The organism is Bradyrhizobium sp. RT6a, assembly GCF_040547675.1.
Taxonomy (GTDB): domain Bacteria; phylum Pseudomonadota; class Alphaproteobacteria; order Rhizobiales; family Xanthobacteraceae; genus Bradyrhizobium.
The window spans coordinates 1,702,217-1,719,845 of sequence record NZ_JBEPQC010000001.1 but is presented as its reverse complement, the minus strand read 5'-3'; the positions used below and the strand labels follow the sequence as shown (position 1 = coordinate 1,719,845).

Genomic DNA, 17,629 nt, shown 5'->3' with positions numbered 1-17,629 from the left:
GCTTGACTCTGAGGGTGGCCCTCGAACAAAAATAGAACAACGATTCTGCCCCGAAGGTCCGCTTGGCCAAATTGCCGCAACTGCCCGTCTACTATTATCTCGACCACTTCGCCGAAATGCTGGGGTTCGTGCGGCGGACGTACGCCCCTGTACTTGGTCCGGATCATCACGCCTTCATGGCGCGGTTCGAGGGCCTTTCGAGAGATGCGCGTTGCCTCCTGGTCCGCATGATCAACAGGCGCGGTGCCATCTTCAACCGATCCCTGTTCAACTACCCCGAGATCGATGACGTCGAGCGTGCGGCCGCCGATCTGACCGCGGCCGGTCAGGCCCGCGCGCTCGGCGAGGCGGACTATGCGGCCTTCGTCTCGTCCCTGCCGAAGGACGTCCTCGTCACCGGAGCGCAGGCGGCCGGGCGAGGAGACGTCCGCAAATCCTGGTCGAAGCCGAAGTTCGTCGACTATTATTTACACACCATCCCCTTTTCGGTCGCAGCGCAGCACTGTGGCGCCCGCAATTTCATCGCGCTCGAGGGGACGCGGCCGATCGAGTTCCTGCTTTACCTGTATTTCGGCAAGACCGAGGTGAGCCTGAAGAACTTCGCGCTGCGCGACCTGGGAATCCTCCGCACCAACCGCGAGACGTCGTTTAGCGCGCGCTTCACCGATGCCGAGGAGGCGCTCGCCTCGTTCCACTACAGCCAGATCCTCGACAGCCTGGAGGTCGGAACGGAGCCTGTCCACAGACGGGCCGCCGTCGACCTGTTCGCCGGGCCCGCCTGCGGGACTCAGTTCGCCGGCGATCTCCGCAGCCGAGCCGCGCATCAAACGGGGCTTTTCTTCGAGAAAGCAGGCGAAAGCGATCTTGCCCTTCAGCTTTACCGGGCGGGGTCTTCGCCGGACTGCAACGAGCGCCTGGTCCGACTGCTCTACAATGACGGCGACAAGACAGAGGCCGAAGCGCTGCTGCAGCGCATGATCGATGATCCCGCCAGCGACGAAGAACACCATTTCGCTACCGACTTCTACGCCCGCAAGTTCGGCGGACGGCGCACAGGTCTCCACACCGAACTTTTGCGGTCCGGCCGCACGATCACCGTAGACGACACTCATCGCGGCAATCCCGAGGCGGGCGTCGCCGGCGTGCTGCGGCGCGAGGGCACGAAGGTCTACTTCACCGAGAACGTGCTGTGGCAAACCCTGTTTGGCCTGCTCTTCTGGGACGAACTGTTCGAGAGCACCCGCATGCCCAGCGGGTTCGATTGGATGCCTCATTGCCTGAAGGACCGCAGCTTCCGTCGGCTCTTCGCCGCGACAATCGACGAGAAGCTGGCGGCCATCGCGTCCGGATCCGCACTCCCGTTGATCCTCCGCACCGTCGCAGCGAGGTGGGGGCGCCCGAACGGGATCTTCAGCTGGGATCACGTGCAAGTGGAGGCGCTGCGCGCCCTGCTCGAAGGGTCCGATACGGCCGGCATCGCCAGCATTGTCCGCGGCATGTGCGACGATTTCCGCGGGATGCGAGACGGCTTCCCCGACCTCATGTTGGTCCAGGACGGCAAGGCGTCCTTCATGGAGGTCAAGGCGGAAGGCGACGTGATCCGCCGCAACCAACTGACCCGCCTCCGCCAGCTCGGCGACGCCGGCATTGTGGCCGAGATCGGTCGGGTCGACTACCGCTTCGACCCCGAGCAGGATTACGTCGTTGTCGACATCGAGACCACCGGCTCATGGTCGAACGGAGACCGCATCACCGAGATCGGCGCTGTGAAGATCCGCAACCACCGGGTCGTGGACGAGTGGCACTCTCTCCTCAACCCGCAGCGTTCCATTCCGGCAAAGATCGTCCAGCTGACCGGCATCACGAACGAAATGGTTCGGGACGCGCCTTTGTTCGCGGAGGTGGCGGACCGATTCATGGAGTTCATGGGGGACGGCATTTTCGTCGCCCATAATGTCAGCTTCGACTACGGTTTCATGGCTTACGAATTCGAAAGGATCGCGCGGCGCTTCAGATTCCCGAAGCTCTGCACGTGCGCGGGAATGCGACGGCGCTATCCGGGACACAAGTCCTACGGACTTGGGAAGCTTTGCGAGATATATGGCATCTCGCTCCACAATCATCATCGAGCCTTATGCGACGCGCGGGCAACGGCGCAGTTGTTGAACCTCATCAACAAGAAGCGGAACGAAGAGGGGTGCCGCGAAGCAGCGTAGCCATTCCGGGGAAGGGCCGAGCCATGCGGCCACTTCAGTGATCTCAGTCGATTCTAACAAGGGTTCGTTGATCCGCCGACTTGTAGATCGCTTCCATGAGCTTCATGTCGCGCAGACCTTCCTCGCCGGGCGTCCTTGGCGACCTGTCGGTGAGAACGCATTCCGCCATGTGATCCAATTCCAGAGCGAACTGGTCTTTTGCAGGGATGTCGATCAACGTCTCGGTCTCGCGGCTCTCTGTTGCGCGACGCACTGTCAGCCGCTGCCCTTTATACGGATAGGCATTGTCCAACAGGAGATTGCCGCCGTCCGAGTGGACCGCCAGGCGCGATGCCCTATGGATGCCGTAGCTGGTCGAAAGGTTGGCCATAGCGCCCGAAGGGAAACGCATGATCCAGGCGACGCTCTCTTCCACTTCCCGAAAGCGCGGATCGCCTTTACTCGAGTGGATGCGAGCCTCTATCTCGACCGGCTCTTCGCCGGTGACGGCCCGCGCGGCGTTAAGACAATAGATGCCGACGTCCGGCAGGGATCCGCCGCCGGCCAATGCCTTGCGGAGCCGCCATTGCTCGGGATCTCCTTGATTCTGACCGTTGATCGATTCGATCAGCTTGATCGGCCCGAGCTCTCCGCTTTGCGCACGACGAATGACCTCCAAATGATGAGGCTGGTAGCGGCAGCGATAGGCGATCATCAGCTTGACGCGGGCCGATGAGCACGCCTCGATCATCGATCGAGCATCCTCTGAACTCGTCGCCATTGGCTTCTCGCAGAGCACGTGCTTACCGATCGCCGCCGATCGAAGAACGTATTCCTTGTGCATCGAGTTCGGCAGAACGATGTACACGACCTTGACGTCTTCCATTTCGCGGAGCCGCTCGAGTTCCTCATAACCGAGCAGAGCTTCTCGTCGAACCCCATACTGGCGGCCAAGCACGGTCAGCTTGTCCGGCGATCCCGAAACGAGCGCGGCCACGCGGCTTTTCTTCGCTTGCCCAAAGGCAGGCAGTATTTGCTCGACAGAGAGACGACCCAAAGCGACGATGGCGAAGCCGACTCGTTCGCTCGACGGGAGGGGGCCGTCCGCATTCTCTTCGTTCGCTTCACTTGATCTTACGATGGACGGGAAGGTTAACTTGTCCCCTTGCGTCATGCCGGTGTCTACAGGTGCTGCCTGAGCCAATCCGGCACGCGAGGCGTTCACAGCCAGTAACGTTGCTGCCGACAGTCCAAGCGCACCACGGCGCGTCAGGGAAAAATGCGGAGAGCCTATGCCGAGCTTTGTCATCGCACTCAAACCTGCCAAGTCTGCACGGGTTCCTCCACGTCTCGCACTAGCCGGCGAATAAAGATCGGCAGCTAGTGATCCAATGAAGCACCGAAAGCGTAGGACGCTGCCAAGGATGGAAGGCCGGCTTCACCGTGCAATGCGGGGCAAGGGTTAAAGCTTCCGACCAAGTTCCAGTGCGATCATGTGATTTCTGATAACGCGAAATATCACTTGCTCCGTCGGGCAAAACAGTGGTTCATAAGGCGCTGGTCCTAGCAGGATGAAGGAGCCAGCCCGATGGCAAATGACGTCGATACATCCTCGGAATTGTCCAAGATCGCGAAACTGAATGGCGACTTCCGAAGGAACTACGGCACGCTTATCGGAGCGATTTTGTATCTCCGCACCGTGAGCGCCGCCCGCCGAAGTCCTTGGCTTTGGGCCGGCCTGATTTCGATCGCGATTTCGACGGTTCTGAGCTGGTTGGGGCGGCACGGTTGGTTTTTGCCAGCGCTGTCTTGATGGCACCGAACAATGCCCCCTTTTCCTGATAAAGCGCGCCCCGATGTCGACGAAGGGAATCAGATGAGAGCCAGACGTATCGTCCTGACCTCAACGGGGCAGGCAACAGCACGTAGTCCTCAATCTCCCGATTGGCCGCATCCAACCGCATCACGGCAAGCAGGCCAGATGAGATCTGCCTCCGGTAGGCTTTCCATTGCGCCGCGTGGTCCGTTCCGCGATGCGCAAGTCGTCGCGCGACCAGAAACGAAACCACCCGCGTACCTCCCACATCAAGCCCGATGCCGTCAGGAACGAGATCGGCCTGGAGGCCAAGTTCCGTTCGCAGCGCCTCCGCGAGTTCTGTGGCATGCCTCGATTGTTCGGCGGCCCAAAAATCCCGGTTATCGATCCAGTCGCAGTCGCGCGGCGACACATATCCGATCAGCGCATAGGCTTTCCGCAGCGAACCGAAGTGCTTCACGTACGACGAGACGTGATTGAGACCCAGAGTCGTATTGATGATGTGCGAGTTGAGTTTACCGCGCCGGCGGAGCGTGAGACGAAGGCGCAACAGCATCTCTTCTTCCGGAATCTCCACGCGGCGCTCGGCCAGCAGCTTCTGGGCGCGAGCGAAGATGCTTTGGTCCACGATAGGCTCGATCGCCGCAGCGCCCCGGACCCAAGCGCTATCCGGATTCTTGACCAGCTTCTGGCCCAAGCGTCTTGAGGTGCGATTGTAGACGGTCTTGCCGATGTAGTTCTCGTTCCCGAGAATCGTGGGAATCATGCTGTCGGTCCAGGGCCGACCGTTGTGATTGGCGATGCCTGCGTCGTTCAGTTGGCGACTGATGTCGCTGTAGGATTGCCGGCAGTTGACGAACTGATCGAAAATTTCCCGGATCACGGCGGCCTCTTCGGCCGAGCCGTGCTGCAGCCGAACGCGATCCGATTGCAGAGCCTTGAATTGCCCCTTTGCGAGAAGGGCCTTCGGACGCTCGCTTTCGACGCAGCAGATCTCTCGTAACGTGCAAAAGGCCGCAGCGGGAACGGCCCTGGTGAGTTCCAACATCAGCGACGTCAAGCGCGGCGCTACGGAAACGGGCTCCGCCTCGGCAGAGCTTCTGTCAGCAGCACGGTCACTTTCGAGCGACAGCAGTCGTCTCAGCGCTGAAGTCGGCAAGTTCCTGGCTTCTGTGCGAGCTGCATAGAATCTTCCGTCATCGGGCAATTAAAACTCTGCTCGCCGCCCACGTCGTGCGTTTGAGTGCCCATGATAGCGACGTGTCGGTGCGCTTCAGCTTAGTTCCGTCTTGGGCCTAAGAACTGAACCGCTCGCGCGTTGGGGCACGCAGCCGGCTGCCTTATTCTTTCTCGGCCTCTGCTCGTAGGCAATGTTCGGTCGAAAGCAGAAGCGATGCGGCGCAGCCCCGTGGCTCCCATCGTGCCGATGCCGGCGCGCTACTTCTCCGAGGCCGAGGCCGGCCAGACTGGGCCGGGGGAGATCTGTCGCGAGACGAACTGCAAGCTTCGCCGAATGCCTGAGGTGCGGGACGCGCTCGATCAGCGTCTCGCGGGCCTGCCGGAAGCTGATGAGGTCAACGATGGTGACCTGTTTCAGCTTGTGCTTGTCGGCGAACGCCGCGACTTGCGGACCCTTCATCACTGAGCCATCGTCGTTCATCAGTTCGCTGATGACACCGACCGGCTCGAGACCTGCCAGTCTGCAGAGGTCGACGGCGGCCTCGGTGTGCCCCGAACGCATGAGTACGCCCCCCTCCTTTGCGATCAGAGGGAAGATGTGTCCCGGCCGGCAAAAATCGCCGGCGCCAGTGTTGGGGTTGGCGAGTGCACGGCAGCACGAGGCCCGCTCTTCGGCCGAGATGCCCGTTCCGTTATCCGGCCGGTAGTCCACCGACACGGTGAACGCCGTGGTGTGAGCCGAGTAGTTGTTGAGAACCATCGGGTCAAGCCGCAGGCGTCTCGCGTCTTCGAGGGCAATCGGAGCGCAGACGATTCCCGATGTATGGCGGATGATGAACGCCATCTTCTTAGCCGTACACCGCGAGGCTGCGACGACGAGGTCGCCCTCTCCCTCGCGATCGTCGTCGTCGGTGACCACGACGATTTCGCCGTCGGCGAACGCTTGCAGGGCCGCTTCGATCCATGCCGTCATCTCGGTCGCTCTGCTCGCTGGAGCCGACGTGTGCTCGCGTTAGGTCGTGTGCGGATTGTCAGGCTCGGAGCGCCGCTCGAGCACTCTGCCGATCTTGACTTCACCAATATTGCTAACTGGCCGGAGGCCATGGCGGGGCGCCTCATAGTCTTTCCACGCTGTAGCTGGGACAATTGGTGTCGAGCCCGATCGGCGCGTCGGACAGCAAAGGACCAGCTGCGTCGTATCGGGGCCTTGGGGAGCGCTCCAGAGGGCGCGAGGGGTTGGCGCAAGCCTTTACGGTGACCGGTCGATTGGTGTCGATCGGCAACACCGTCTTGTGCGAAATACGCTTGAGAGCCAGATTTGATCGAATGCTGCTGACACCGGGGATGCGGGATAGTTTGTTGACGATGAGGTCTTCGAGATCTTCGATGTCGACCGCCATGACGCGGAGCATGTAGTCGCTCTCACCGGTCATCAGATAGCATTCCATCACCTGGGCCAGCCGGTCGATGGATCGGGTGAAACTCTCGAGTGACGTCTGGACCTGCTTTTCCAGCTTGATCTGGATGAAAGCCGTTACACCAATGCCGAGTACGGCGGGATCGAGAAGGGCGATCCGTCGATCGATCACGCCGAGTTTTTCGAGTGTTCTGACGCGAGCCAGACACGGCGACGGCGAGAGATTGACGCGTGATGCGAGCTCGACATTGGTCAAGCTCGCATTCTGCTGGAGCTCGTTGAGGATCTTGATATCTATTCTGTCGAGAGAGGTTGTCGACATCGCGTGTCTCCCAAATCTGGCAGTCTTCTTGCGGCACTTATCACCATCGTTTGCGGGGCGATGACAATCGCGTGGTAAAACGCTAACCGCAATCGCGCTTGTGGGATTTCGACTAATCGCCGACTTGTATCGAAAAACCGTCAACCTTCGGATTGTGCATCGCGATCAGAGTGTTAGTTGCCTAATTTTGATACATTTTTTGCACATGCGATATGCAGGCCGATGTTGATCGACGGATCGATCACGATGTAACGGCCGGCGCTTCATCGAGTGGCTCCCTCCCCCTGGCACTTGACTGGATGTGCAGCAGAGCTTCGGTGTCGAGCGTCGCAACTCGTACGACCGCCTTTCGCCGCGTGTGGCCGTGGTCCCACGTCGCTGACCGCACCGCCGGCGTTGAGCGAGACGAGTGGTTCGGCAGGAACGACAGCCCACCCTCGACGACCAGAAAATGGCAAAGATCGGCCGGACGCAGAGCTGGATCAAGCGACCCGACAAGTCGCTGCAGCATAAAATGCTGATGAAGCTTCTGCGACACGCGTTGTTCAAGCAGTAATGCTGAGAGGCTCGAGCGACTATTCATCCACGATCGCACTCGGGCGGCGGACGGTTGGATTGTCGAGCGTGAAACTGAAGCAAGTCTATCTGACAGCGAACGATCCTGGACGCCTGGCCGAGTTCTACGAAGGCTTGGGTCTGAAGGTGCGCTTCGCTGATCCCGGCAAGTGGATCCAGTTCGTGAGCGATGCGGCTGCGTTCTGCGTCGCCGACCCGATGGAATCCGCGTCGGAACAACTCAAGGATGCCGTTCTCGTCTTTGATGTCGACAGCCTCGAGGCCGCCATGGAGCGTGCCGCAGCCATGGGTGCGCAAGTCGGCGCGGTTCGGGACATGGCCAGTCACGGCCGTGCGGTGAAGGTGCGGGATCCGGGCGGCAACGTCATCCAGTTCTATCAAGCAGCCGGATAGCCCAGACATTCACCGGGGCAGCGCTGCATGCCCCGAACTCACAACCAGACAAATAGGGCGCATCCATCCCATGAATACAAGACTCGTAGCCATGTCGCCCGCAACACCGCCGCTGTCCGAACCGAGCCCACTCGATGCCGCAGCATTCCGCGCTGCGATGCGCAGCGTGCCGGGCACCGTGTCGATCGTCACGACAGGCCGGGCGCCGAACCGCCATGGTCTGACACTGACGGCGGGCTGCTCGCTGTCGGCGGCTCCGCCCAGCGTGCTGGTTTGCGTCAATCGATCTGCCGGTGCGCACGACACCATTCTCAGCAGTGGGTCGTTCTGCTGGAATATTCTGGGGGTCGATCATCGCGATCTGGCGCTCAAGTTTTCCGGGCAGGACGGCAGCAAGGGCGACATCCGCTTCGGCGACGGTTTGTGGTGCGATCTCAAAACCGGAGCACCAAGTCTGGTCGGCGCGGTCAGCAGCTTCGATTGCCGCGTGGTGAATGCTTACAGCGACAGTAGTCACACCATCTTCACCGGAAAGGTGGTGGCTCAGACGACGAGAGCCGGATGTGAGTCGCTCATCTACATCGACGGATGTTTCGCCGCGCCAAAGGCGATCTGAAACACAGGACGACGTCCGACGCCGCTACGTTTCCGCTACAGCCAAGATGGACCGATCAGCATGCAAGGAAGACGAAGACTTTCCATCGCGCATCCATCAGCGGTCGGTCGCTGATGCTGTCACTCTGGCTCAATGTAATCGCTGGCGGGGTGCTCATCGGGCTGGTTTACGGGCTCGTCGCGCTCGGTCTCACGATCATCTTCGGCGTCATGCGCGTGGTCAATTTCGCTCATGGTGAGATGGTCGTGTTTGGGATCTACATCGGATACTGGACCGTTCGAATCTGGGACGTCCCGATCGGTTTAGCCGCCGCGATCGCCGCGGTCGTCATGTTCGTGTTCGGCTATTTGCTGGAGACGCTCGTCGTGAAGCGGTTCGTCAATCGGCCGCATCACTATCAGTTCATCGTCTTCATCGGCCTTTCACTGCTTTTCAGCGGCGTATTGCTGATGTCGTTCGGTCCGGATCCGCGGCCGACGGCGTCTCAGCTGTCCTTCCAGACCGTGAGCGTGGGCCCGCTCACCTTAGATTGGGCCCGCATCCAGGCGGCCGCTACGGCCGGACTGCTGATCGCCGCACTGGGAGCCTATCTGAAGTCCTCCGCATTTGGCCGATCGCTGCGGGGCGCCGCCAATAATCGACTGGGCGGACTGGTGGTCGGGCTGAATATCCCTCGGGTCTATGCGGTGACCTTCGGCATCGGAACCGCCTGCGCTGGCGTCGCCGGCGCATTGATCTCGCCGCTGTTCGATGCGCAACCCTATCTCGCCGTCGACTTCACGCTGCTGGCCTTTGTGACGGTGATCGTCGGCGGTCTCGGAAGCTTCGGCGGCGCTCTTCTGGGCGGCCTGACGATCGGGGTCGCCGAAGCGATCGCGGCCTTGATGTTCACGCCGTCGATGAAAACAGCACTCCCTTACGCGCTCCTGATCATCATCCTGATTTTCCGTCCGAGGGGGTTTTTCGGTGCAAAGGACATCTGATCAAGCCAGCGACATCAAGCGTTGGGGCGCCGGCGCTCTGGTCTTCGCCGCCCTGGCCGTGGTGGGTGGCATGTCCAACGCCTACGTCATCTCGCTTCTGACGATCGTCCTGTTGTTCACCTTCATGGGACAATCGTGGAACCTGATGCTCGGGATCGGCGGGCAACTATCCATCGGTCACGCGCTGTTCGTTGGGATCGGTGCGTATGCGGTGGCGATCCTGAACATCAAATACGGCGTCACTCCGTGGATCGGTCTGCTGCTGGGCGCGGTGATTGCGGGCTTCGTCGGCGCGGTGCTGGCGTGGCTGAGCTTCCGCTTCGAGGTCCGGGGCATCTATTTCGCGCTGCTCACGATCGCAGCCGCCGAATTCGCCCGGATCATGTTCGGCGGGTGGGACTATGTCGGCGGCATGCAGGGCCTGTTCTATCAGGCGCCGAGCGGCGCGATGGACCTCGGGATGCTGCGCGGTGACGCGCGGTTCTACTACTTCGTCGCGCTCGCGCTCGCGGCCATCGGCGTCGCGGGAACGGAGCTGATCTCGCGGTCCTATTGGGGCTATGTCTGGCGGGCGATGCGGGATGACGACGAGGCCGCCCGCGCGCTGGGGGTGCGGACGTTTCGCCACAAGGTGCTGGTGGTCTCGATATCGGCCGCGACGGCCGCGATCGGCGGCGGCGTGCTGGGCCTGGTGCAGGGCGCGATCTTTCCGGATTCGATCATGGGCATGGCGATCTCGGTCGACGTACTGATCGGCCCCGTGGTCGGCGGATTGGGCACTGCGTTCGGCCCGCTGGTCGGCTCGATGGCCGCGATCCCGCTGCATCACGCCATGGGGGCTCTCGGCGACAGCCTGGGGCTCCCCGGACTGAACAGCGTCGCCTACGGGGCGGTGCTGATCCTGGTCGTGTGGTTTCTGCCCGACGGCATCTGGCCGGCGATCGTCCGGCTCTACGGGGCGATCCAGCTGCCGGCGTGCGGCCGGATCTCACAACTGCGGAAGGTCGAGGAATGACCGCGCTGCTCGAAGTGAAGAACCTGACCAAAGCGTTCGTTGGATTGGTCGCGGTCAATGACGTCAGCTTCTCACTGCAGGCAGGCCGCATCACCGCCCTGATCGGGCCGAACGGCGCCGGCAAGACCACCTGCTTTAATCTCGTCGCCGGGGCGCTGAGACCGACCGCCGGGCAGGTGCTGTTCGAGGGGCGTTTGCTCGAGCGCGAGCCGCCCGAAGTGGTGTGCCGCATGGGCATTGCGCGCACCTTCCAGATCGTCCGGCCGATGAAAGATATGTCGGTGCTCGAGAATGCCATGGTGGGCGCCTTCAGTTGGACGACGAACGTCAAGGAGGCGCGGGACACGGCCTATGAGTCGCTCGAAAATGTCGGGCTCGCCGGCAAGGCGAATGCCCGGACTGATCAGTTGACGTTGCCCGATCGCAAGATGCTGGAGATGGCGAAGGCGCTCTCGACCCGCCCCAAGCTGCTGCTGCTCGACGAAGTGATGGCGGGGCTGCGTCCAACCGAAGCGGCCGGCGTCGTTGGCGTGCTGCACAGGCTCGCCGAGGGCGGACTGACGATCCTGCTGGTCGAGCACGTGATGCGGATCGTGATGGAGGTGGCGTCGACCGTGGTGGTGCTTCACCACGGCGCCAAGATCGCCGAGGGCAAGCCGTCAGAGGTGGTGGCGGATCCTGCGGTGCTGGAAAGTTATCTGGGAGCCGGCTTCCGTGCCTGACGACGCGCTTCTCGCCATCGACGACCTGTGCGTGGCCTATGACGGCTCAAATGCGCTGAACGGCGTGTCGCTTCGCATCGGCAAGGGTGAACTGATCTGCGTGGTCGGCGCCAACGGCGCCGGCAAGACCTCTCTGATCCGATCAATCGCAGGGATCGTGCCGTCGTCGCGCGGTTCCGTCAGGATCAACGGAGTCGAAATCTCGCGGCGACCGCCGTGGGACATCTGCGAAATGGGCATCGCTCAGGTCGCCGAGGGCCGCCAGATCTTCGGTGCGCTCTCTGTCGAGGACAATCTGCTGATCGGAGGCTCGCTGAAGCGGGCCAGGCACGACCGGGCAAACACGCTTGATTCCGTCTATCAGCTGTTCGGGCGACTTCGCGAGCGCCGCGACCAGCTCGCCGGCACGCTGTCCGGCGGCGAGCAACAGATGCTGGCGATCGGTCGGGCGATCATGTCGAAGCCAGAACTCGTGATGTTCGACGAGCCGTCGATCGGGCTGTCGCCGGCGCTGACAGACGTGATGTTCGGCGTCGTCAAATCCCTCAACGAGCAGGGCATCACGGTCCTTCTCGTCGAGCAGAATGTCGCCAAGTCGCTCGCGCTGAGCAGCCGCGGCTATGTGCTCGAGAACGGCTCCGTGGTGTTGCACGGATCGAGCCGCGATCTGCTTGAGAACCCCGATGTCCAGCGCGCCTATCTGGGATTGTGAGGCGCGCCGTCTCGGCGAGGCGCCGGGCGTTGCGGCTCGTCGAGCCGCCGTTTGGTCCCCCGCTCCCCGGCTATTGCAGCCGCCTCTCGCTTGGGTCTCACTTATGAACACCGCCACTTCTCTCCTGATCGAGCGTGATCAAGACCTGGTCACGATCACGATGAACCGGCCGCCGGCCAATGCGCTGAATGCGCAACTCATCGTCGAGTTGCTGGAGGCGATCCGGCGCTTTGCCGACGACGAGAATCCGCCCGGCATCGTGCTCACCGGAAGCGGCGACCGCTTCTTCAGCGCAGGCGGCGACATCAAGGAAGTCGTCGGGATCGACGTCGCGAGGCCGCGCATCCGGTTCTTCCACGAACTTCTCGTGGCGATGGAGAACTATCCAGGCCCGATCGTCTGCGCCGTCCGCGGCTATGCGGTCGGAGGCGCCCTGGAGTTTCTGCTGCATGCGGACCATATTGTGGCCGATGCGGCGTGCAAGATTGGATTTCCGGAAATCAACCATGGCCTGCTGCCGGTGACCAAAGGTATGCGCCGGGCCGTCGAGAAGCTCGGCGTGCGGGCGGCGCAAGAGCTGCTGTACTGGGGCGAGCTCGTCGGCGCGGAGCGCGCTGTGGCGATCGGCGCCGTGAACGAGATCGTCCCGACCGAGGAGGTCGCGTCCCGTGCGCGAGACGTGTGCGGCGTGTTGCGGCAGAAAGACCGCAAGCTGTTCCATGCCATCAAGCGATCGCTCAACCTCACCGCGCAAATGAGCGATCAGGCGCTCGAAAAAATGACCGTGGCCGACCTCGACGCCTATGTCACAGCCGAGAGCTCAACCAACGCGCGTGCGAGATTTCTGTCAAAGAACAGTAAGGGCTGAGCCGATGACGCGCGGATATCCCGATCAGATCTATCTGGAGCAGATGAGCCACGAGGAAGTCGCCGCGGCGCTGGCCGATGGGTGCACGACGGTAGTGATCCCGCTGGGGGCCGTCGAGCAGCATGGGCCGCATTTGTCTTTGGGCATGGATGCGGATCATGCCGATGCTCTGGCCGAGCGGATCGCGCGCAGCCGCGGCAACACGCTGGTGGCACCGACTATCACGGTCGGCTGCTCGTCTCACCATCTGCCATTCGCGGGTACGATCTCGCTACGGCCGGAGACGCTGGAAGCGATTTGTGTCGATTATTGCACAAGCCTGGCGCGGCACGGTTTCAAGCGTATCCTGATTCACTCGGGTCACATCGGCAATTTTCCGGTCTTGAAGGACATGCTCGGTCGCTTGCGCGAAGCCGTCCCCCCGGATGTCGAGATCCTGGCGTTCTTCGACTCGACGAAATGGATCGACACGTGGCGCGATGCGGTGCGCGAAGCCGGAGGAGACGTGTCGGCCGTCGGCGGCCACGCCGACATCGCCGAGACGTCGCTGATGATGGTCATTAGGCCCGACAGCGTCAGACCGGACCGCTTCGAGGTGGGCCATCTTGGCGGCTTGTCGGAGGCTGATCTCGAGCTGATGTGGAAGAACGGCATCCGATCGGTTTCGCAGAACGGCGTGATCGGAAGTCCGATCGGCTCGAGCTACGCCATCGGCGAAGCGTGCCTCGCGGCGGTCGCCGAGTTGCTGATCAAGACTTTCGATAGCGAGGCCGGAGCCGCCAGCGCCCGCCGTTGACGGTCAGCCCGTCCGCTGCGTGGCGAAGCTTCCCGGGGCGTCTGCCATGTTGCGAATGCTGACAGCATAAAATTCGGAAAGCGTTACTACGCAACGCGGCTTTCGGGCGAAAATATCGCCACGCCTATGAAACCCTGTGCCATCTCGCAAGCTAAAAGGATGGAGACATGGCACTTACGTTTGGGTTCTGGTCTGAACAGGAAACCCAGGTCGGCCACAGTTACTCGCGCAGGCTTCACGAACTGGTCGACGAAGTCCGTCTGGCCGAGAAGGTCGGCTTCGACTGCGTCGCGCTCTCCGAGCAGCACGTGGCACTGGGTGGGATCTCGAGCTCGGCGCCCGAAGTGGTGTTCGGCTATCTGGCCGCGGTGACATCGCGCGTCAAGCTGCGCGCGGCGGTGACGCTGATGCCGCAGCGCATCAACCACGCCTTGCGTTCGGCCGAACGGCTTGCGGTGACCGACATCCTGTCCAACGGCCGCATGGAATTTTACGGCGGCCGCGCCAACACCACCATCGCGATGCGGGCGTTCAACGTCGATCCGAACGAAACGCTGGCCCAGATGGAAGAAGGACTGGCGCTGCTGAAAACGGCGATGCGCCAGGACATTTTCACCTTCGACGGCAAGTACTACCAGATCCCTCCGCGCCAGCTGGTTCCGAAGCCGCTGCAGAAGCCGCATCCGGTGATCGGGATCGCGGCGACCAGCGAGCGCAGTCACGTCTGGGCCGCCTCGCAGGGCTTCGCCGTGATGAGCAGCAACATCTATCAGGGTTGGGAAGCGCAGCAGAAGCTGATCGGCGCCTATCAAAAAAACTGGAAGCGCGACGAGGGGGGACCGCTGCAGCGTCCGCGTATCGGCATTCCGCTGTTCATCGGCATCGGGAAAACGGACGAGCAGGCCAAGGCGGATTATGCCGGCCCGCTGATGCACTATGCCAAGATCTCGACCGATGCCTATCCGCGTCTCGCGGCGATTGCCGACGACTACAAGTACATGGGAGAGAGCGTGCCGTCGATGGTACTTGCCGCCAACGACTGGAACTATCTGGTCAACGAGTCGGCCACGACGGTGTGCGGCAGCCCCGATACGGTCATTCGTCAGATCGAGAAGTTCGAGGCCATGGGAATCGACGAGGTGCTGCTGCACATGGACTCCGTCCCGCACGAAAAGATCATGGAGGCGATCGACATGGTCGGTCGCTACGTCATCCCGCATTTCAACGACAGAAACAACGTCGTGCGGCCGACCGAGGAGATCCTCGGGCAGATCCGGCAGATGCGTACCCAGAAGCAGTAATCCAACGGTGAAATCAATGTCGCAATACGACTACAAGTACCTGATCGTCGAACAGCGCGCCACCGGCGTCGCGATTGTCACGATGAACCGCCCGGAGATCCTCAACGCGATCAACTGGGAGATGCACGAGGAGCTCGAAGACGTCTTCGTCAAGCTGGATCACGACATATCTGTCGACGCGATCGTTCTCACCGGTGCGGGCCGCGGATTTTGCTCCGGTGGCGATCAGAAGTCGCTGGATAAGGGAACGCTGCCGTCCCCGACGCGCAGCGGTCGCCACCTCATCCGCAACATGCTGGAAGTCGAAGTGCCGATCGTCGCGGCCGTCAACGGTGTCGCGGTCGGCCTCGGTGCCACGCTCGCGCTGTTCTGCGACGTGATCTATGCGAGCTCGACAGCTCGTTTCGCCGACACGCACGTCAATGCCGGCGTCGTCGCGGGCGATGGCGGCGCGGTGATCTGGCCGCTGCTGATGGGGCCGGTGCGCGCGAAGCACTATCTGATGACCGGCGAATTCATCTCCGCCGAGAAAGCGGCTGCTATCGGCATGATCAACGAGGTGGTCGCGGACGGCAACGTTCTCGATGCCGCGATCGAATACGCCGAACTGCTGGCAAGCGGGCCGAAGGAATCGATCGTGTGGACCAAGTACAGTGTCAACAAGATCATCAAGCAGTACGCCCACCTGCTGCTCGACACCTCTGCGGCGCTGGAGATGTTGACCTTCAAGTCGCCCGAGCGGGCCGAGGCGGTTGCGGCATTCGCGGCCAAGCGTAAGCGTTTCGCGGAGCGCTGAGATGAACGTCGCTGCGATGACATCCGGCGCTCAGTTGGCCGATACGACCGTCGTGCAGCTTTTGGCTGCGCGACTCGCGGAGCGGCCCGACAAGATCGCCTTGCAACAAAAGCGTCACGGCGCCTGGACCGCCATGACGTGGGGCGCCTATGCGCAGCGTGTCGCGAACTTGGCCAGCGCGCTGCGGCGTGCTGGTCTCGAGCGCGGCGATCGGGTCGCGATCATGGGCGATTCGTCCGAGGAATGGCTGATCGCCGACATGGCCACGATGTGCGCCGGCGGCGTCATGGTGGGCGTGTACTTCACCTCGTCACCCGAAGAAGTGGCTTACTGCTTGACGGATTCAGGCGCGAAGTTCGCGTTCGTCGGCGGGGAGCAGCAGCTTCGCATCGTGCTCGCCTCCGGTCAGGCCGAGCAGCTCCGCGGCATCATCGTGCTCGACCCGGATTGGACCGGCGAGGCCACGGCGTCGATCAAGTCTCTGGCCGACGTTGTCGGAGCACACGATGTCGACGCGCACGATTATCTGCAGAAGGAAAGCGCGACAGCAAAGGCGTCCGATGTCGTCAGCATCGGCTATACGTCCGGGACGACCGGAAACCCCAAAGGCGCTATGCTGACGCACCTTTCCATTCTCGCCGGCGTTCATTGCATCACCCTGTTCGCCCCCAGCATGCGCGAAGAGGAACACCGAGTGGTCGTGCATTTGCCGATGTCGCACACCGTCGCGCGCGGGCAGGCGACGACGTTGCCGCTGATCGCCGACGCAGTTCCGTATTTCGGCGAGACGACCGCGGACTTCGTCCGGACGATCAAAGAAGTCAAGCCGACCTACTACATGGCGCCGCCACGTTTCTACCAGCGTTTTGCGACGCAACTTCTCAGCAAGGTACATCCCGCCGGCGGTGCTGGAGATCAGAAGTACGCACTTGCCATGACGATCGCGCGCAGGGCGCTCGAGGACCGACAGCGCGGCCACGAAGATGCCTTCGTCTCGAACCTGTTCGCGGCCTGCCGCGAGCAAGTGTTCCTGCCGCTGCTCGCGGAGGTCGGTTTCGACGAGCTGAAGGTCGCGTTCACTTCGTCGGCGGCGATGCCGTCCGAGCTGATGTCGCTGTGGCAGCTGTGGGGCTTGCAGCTCAAGGAGTGCTACGGCCAGACCGAACTGGTCGGTGCCAATCTGGTGCAGATGGCGGAGTGGCCGAAGGCCGGCAACGTCGGGGTCCCGCTGCCGGATCCGGCCTGGGAAACCGCCGTGCTCCAGGACGGCGAGATGATCGTCCGTGGACCGGGATTGTTCGCGGGCTATTGGAACAAGCCGGACGAGACGAAAGCGGCGCTTCGCGACGGCTGGCTCTACACCGGCGACATCGTCGAAGTGTCGCCGGAAGGAACCTTCAAGCTGGTCGACCGGAAGAAGGAGATCATCAACACGTCGAACGGCAAATCGATCAGCCCGACTCAGATCGAAAACGAGCTGAGGCACAGCCCGTTTATCTCCGAGGCGGCTGTGATCGGCGAGGGGCGAAAATATCTCACCGCCCTGATCGAAGTGGATGCCACCGCCACAATGGACTGGGCGAAGTCGCGCGACGACAAGATCGCGAGTTACGCCGACCTGGCAGGCTCCGAGATCGTCAACCGGCTGATCGAGGCGGAGATCGGCAAGGCCAACGGAAGGCTGGCGCGAGCCGAGCAGATCAAGGCGTTCCGCATTCTGCCGGAGGAGCTGTCGCTCGAGAACGGCGTGATGACGCCGACGCGGAAGAAGCGTCGCAAGCAGATCAACGAGCGCTATCAGTCGCTGATCGCGTCGCTCTACGACGAAACCGAGGAAAAACTGATCAAGGCCGAAATGGGCCTTTGAGATCGGCGGTCGCTCCTTCAACGCACGAAGCTACTAGGCGAGATAGATTTATTCC

General features: G+C 62.0%; 15 protein-coding genes and 2 pseudogenes. 13 read left to right on the top strand and 4 right to left on the bottom strand.

The genetic code is table 11. The features are described from left to right. Window positions 1–62 precede the first annotated feature (62 nt). On the top strand, window positions 63–2,216 hold the full coding sequence (locus tag ABIC03_RS08135) for an exonuclease domain-containing protein (RefSeq protein WP_354056991.1): 2,154 nt from the start codon (window positions 63–65) through the stop codon (window positions 2,214–2,216). A 43-nt stretch (window positions 2,217–2,259) separates the two neighbouring features. Here ABIC03_RS08135 and ABIC03_RS08130 read toward each other — a convergent pair whose 3' ends face one another. Both ABIC03_RS08130 and ABIC03_RS08125 read right to left on the bottom strand, forming a co-directional pair. Then, window positions 2,260–3,504, bottom strand: coding sequence for a Gfo/Idh/MocA family protein (locus ABIC03_RS08130; RefSeq protein ID WP_354056989.1), 1,245 nt, complete (start codon window positions 3,502–3,504; stop codon window positions 2,260–2,262). A 361-nt stretch (window positions 3,505–3,865) separates the two neighbouring features. Next, window positions 3,866–5,059 carry a recombinase family protein gene (locus ABIC03_RS08125; RefSeq protein ID WP_354056987.1) on the bottom strand — a complete coding sequence of 398 codons (1,194 nt, stop codon included), beginning with the start codon at window positions 5,057–5,059 and terminating at the stop codon, window positions 3,866–3,868. On the opposite strand from ABIC03_RS08125, the pseudogene ABIC03_RS08120 reads away from it, so the two are divergent. Further along, window positions 4,995–5,198: pseudogene (locus ABIC03_RS08120) on the top strand (methyl-accepting chemotaxis protein); the annotation flags it as partial. The gene ABIC03_RS08125 and the pseudogene ABIC03_RS08120 overlap by 65 nt on opposite strands. Before the next feature lie 341 nt (window positions 5,199–5,539). Here ABIC03_RS08120 and ribB read toward each other — a convergent pair. Both ribB and ABIC03_RS08110 read right to left on the bottom strand, forming a co-directional pair. After that, window positions 5,540–6,163: pseudogene (gene ribB / locus ABIC03_RS08115) on the bottom strand (3,4-dihydroxy-2-butanone-4-phosphate synthase); the annotation flags it as partial. Between the two features lie 142 nt (window positions 6,164–6,305). Further along, the gene (locus ABIC03_RS08110) at window positions 6,306–6,929 is read right to left on the bottom strand and encodes an Lrp/AsnC family transcriptional regulator (protein ID WP_354056985.1); all 624 of its coding nucleotides are present in this window, start codon (window positions 6,927–6,929) and stop codon (window positions 6,306–6,308) included. Window positions 6,930–7,553: 624 nt separating this feature from the next. Between ABIC03_RS08110 and ABIC03_RS08105 the strand changes: the two genes are divergently transcribed. From ABIC03_RS08105 to ABIC03_RS08055, 11 genes are all read left to right on the top strand, one after another. Beyond that, complete coding sequence (locus tag ABIC03_RS08105) at window positions 7,554–7,898, top strand: VOC family protein (RefSeq protein WP_354056983.1); 345 nt, start codon at window positions 7,554–7,556, stop codon at window positions 7,896–7,898. 178 nt (window positions 7,899–8,076) lie between these two features. After that, window positions 8,077–8,514 carry a flavin reductase family protein gene (locus tag ABIC03_RS08100; RefSeq protein WP_354056981.1) on the top strand — a complete coding sequence of 146 codons (438 nt, stop codon included), beginning with the start codon at window positions 8,077–8,079 and terminating at the stop codon, window positions 8,512–8,514. Beyond that, on the top strand, window positions 8,487–9,497 hold the full coding sequence (locus tag ABIC03_RS08095) for a branched-chain amino acid ABC transporter permease (RefSeq protein WP_354056979.1): 1,011 nt from the start codon (window positions 8,487–8,489) through the stop codon (window positions 9,495–9,497). Before ABIC03_RS08100 ends, ABIC03_RS08095 begins: the two co-directional genes overlap by 28 nt. Continuing rightward, window positions 9,481–10,512 carry a branched-chain amino acid ABC transporter permease gene (locus tag ABIC03_RS08090; protein WP_354056977.1) on the top strand — a complete coding sequence of 344 codons (1,032 nt, stop codon included), beginning with the start codon at window positions 9,481–9,483 and terminating at the stop codon, window positions 10,510–10,512. Before ABIC03_RS08095 ends, ABIC03_RS08090 begins: the two co-directional genes overlap by 17 nt. Continuing rightward, window positions 10,509–11,234, top strand: coding sequence for an ABC transporter ATP-binding protein (locus tag ABIC03_RS08085; RefSeq protein ID WP_354056975.1), 726 nt, complete (start codon window positions 10,509–10,511; stop codon window positions 11,232–11,234). Before ABIC03_RS08090 ends, ABIC03_RS08085 begins: the two co-directional genes overlap by 4 nt. Continuing rightward, a complete protein-coding gene (locus tag ABIC03_RS08080; protein ID WP_354056973.1) occupies window positions 11,227–11,946 on the top strand; it encodes an ABC transporter ATP-binding protein in 720 nt (239 codons plus the stop codon). The genes ABIC03_RS08085 and ABIC03_RS08080 overlap by 8 nt, the downstream gene beginning before the upstream one ends. Before the next feature lie 103 nt (window positions 11,947–12,049). After that, entirely contained in the window at window positions 12,050–12,814 is a 765-nt protein-coding gene (locus tag ABIC03_RS08075) for an enoyl-CoA hydratase/isomerase family protein (RefSeq protein ID WP_354056971.1), read from the top strand. A 4-nt stretch (window positions 12,815–12,818) separates the two neighbouring features. Further along, complete coding sequence (locus ABIC03_RS08070) at window positions 12,819–13,610, top strand: creatininase family protein (protein ID WP_354056969.1); 792 nt, start codon at window positions 12,819–12,821, stop codon at window positions 13,608–13,610. Between the two features lie 167 nt (window positions 13,611–13,777). Continuing rightward, entirely contained in the window at window positions 13,778–14,911 is a 1,134-nt protein-coding gene (locus ABIC03_RS08065) for an LLM class flavin-dependent oxidoreductase (RefSeq protein WP_354056967.1), read from the top strand. Between the two features lie 16 nt (window positions 14,912–14,927). Further along, on the top strand, window positions 14,928–15,707 hold the full coding sequence (locus tag ABIC03_RS08060; RefSeq protein ID WP_354056965.1) for an enoyl-CoA hydratase/isomerase family protein: 780 nt from the start codon (window positions 14,928–14,930) through the stop codon (window positions 15,705–15,707). Between the two features lies 1 nt (window position 15,708). Continuing rightward, entirely contained in the window at window positions 15,709–17,574 is a 1,866-nt protein-coding gene (locus ABIC03_RS08055; RefSeq protein WP_354056963.1) for an AMP-dependent synthetase/ligase, read from the top strand. Window positions 17,575–17,629 lie beyond the last annotated feature (55 nt).

What these genes read in the sequence shown, in the direction of transcription:
- ABIC03_RS08060 (WP_354056965.1), top strand. Translation starts at nt 14,928, where the DNA reads ATGTCGCAATACGACTACAAGTACCTGATCGTCGAACAGCGCGCCACC.
- ABIC03_RS08130 (WP_354056989.1), bottom strand. Translation starts at nt 3,504, where the DNA reads ATGACAAAGCTCGGCATAGGCTCTCCGCATTTTTCCCTGACGCGCCGT.
- ABIC03_RS08110 (WP_354056985.1), bottom strand. Translation starts at nt 6,929, where the DNA reads ATGTCGACAACCTCTCTCGACAGAATAGATATCAAGATCCTCAACGAG.
- ABIC03_RS08075 (WP_354056971.1), top strand. Translation starts at nt 12,050, where the DNA reads ATGAACACCGCCACTTCTCTCCTGATCGAGCGTGATCAAGACCTGGTC.
- ABIC03_RS08085 (WP_354056975.1), top strand. Translation starts at nt 10,509, where the DNA reads ATGACCGCGCTGCTCGAAGTGAAGAACCTGACCAAAGCGTTCGTTGGA.
- ABIC03_RS08055 (WP_354056963.1), top strand. Translation starts at nt 15,709, where the DNA reads ATGAACGTCGCTGCGATGACATCCGGCGCTCAGTTGGCCGATACGACC.
- ABIC03_RS08125 (WP_354056987.1), bottom strand. Translation starts at nt 5,059, where the DNA reads ATGTTGGAACTCACCAGGGCCGTTCCCGCTGCGGCCTTTTGCACGTTA.
- ABIC03_RS08065 (WP_354056967.1), top strand. Translation starts at nt 13,778, where the DNA reads ATGGCACTTACGTTTGGGTTCTGGTCTGAACAGGAAACCCAGGTCGGC.
- ABIC03_RS08070 (WP_354056969.1), top strand. Translation starts at nt 12,819, where the DNA reads ATGACGCGCGGATATCCCGATCAGATCTATCTGGAGCAGATGAGCCAC.
- ABIC03_RS08095 (WP_354056979.1), top strand. Translation starts at nt 8,487, where the DNA reads ATGTTTCGCCGCGCCAAAGGCGATCTGAAACACAGGACGACGTCCGAC.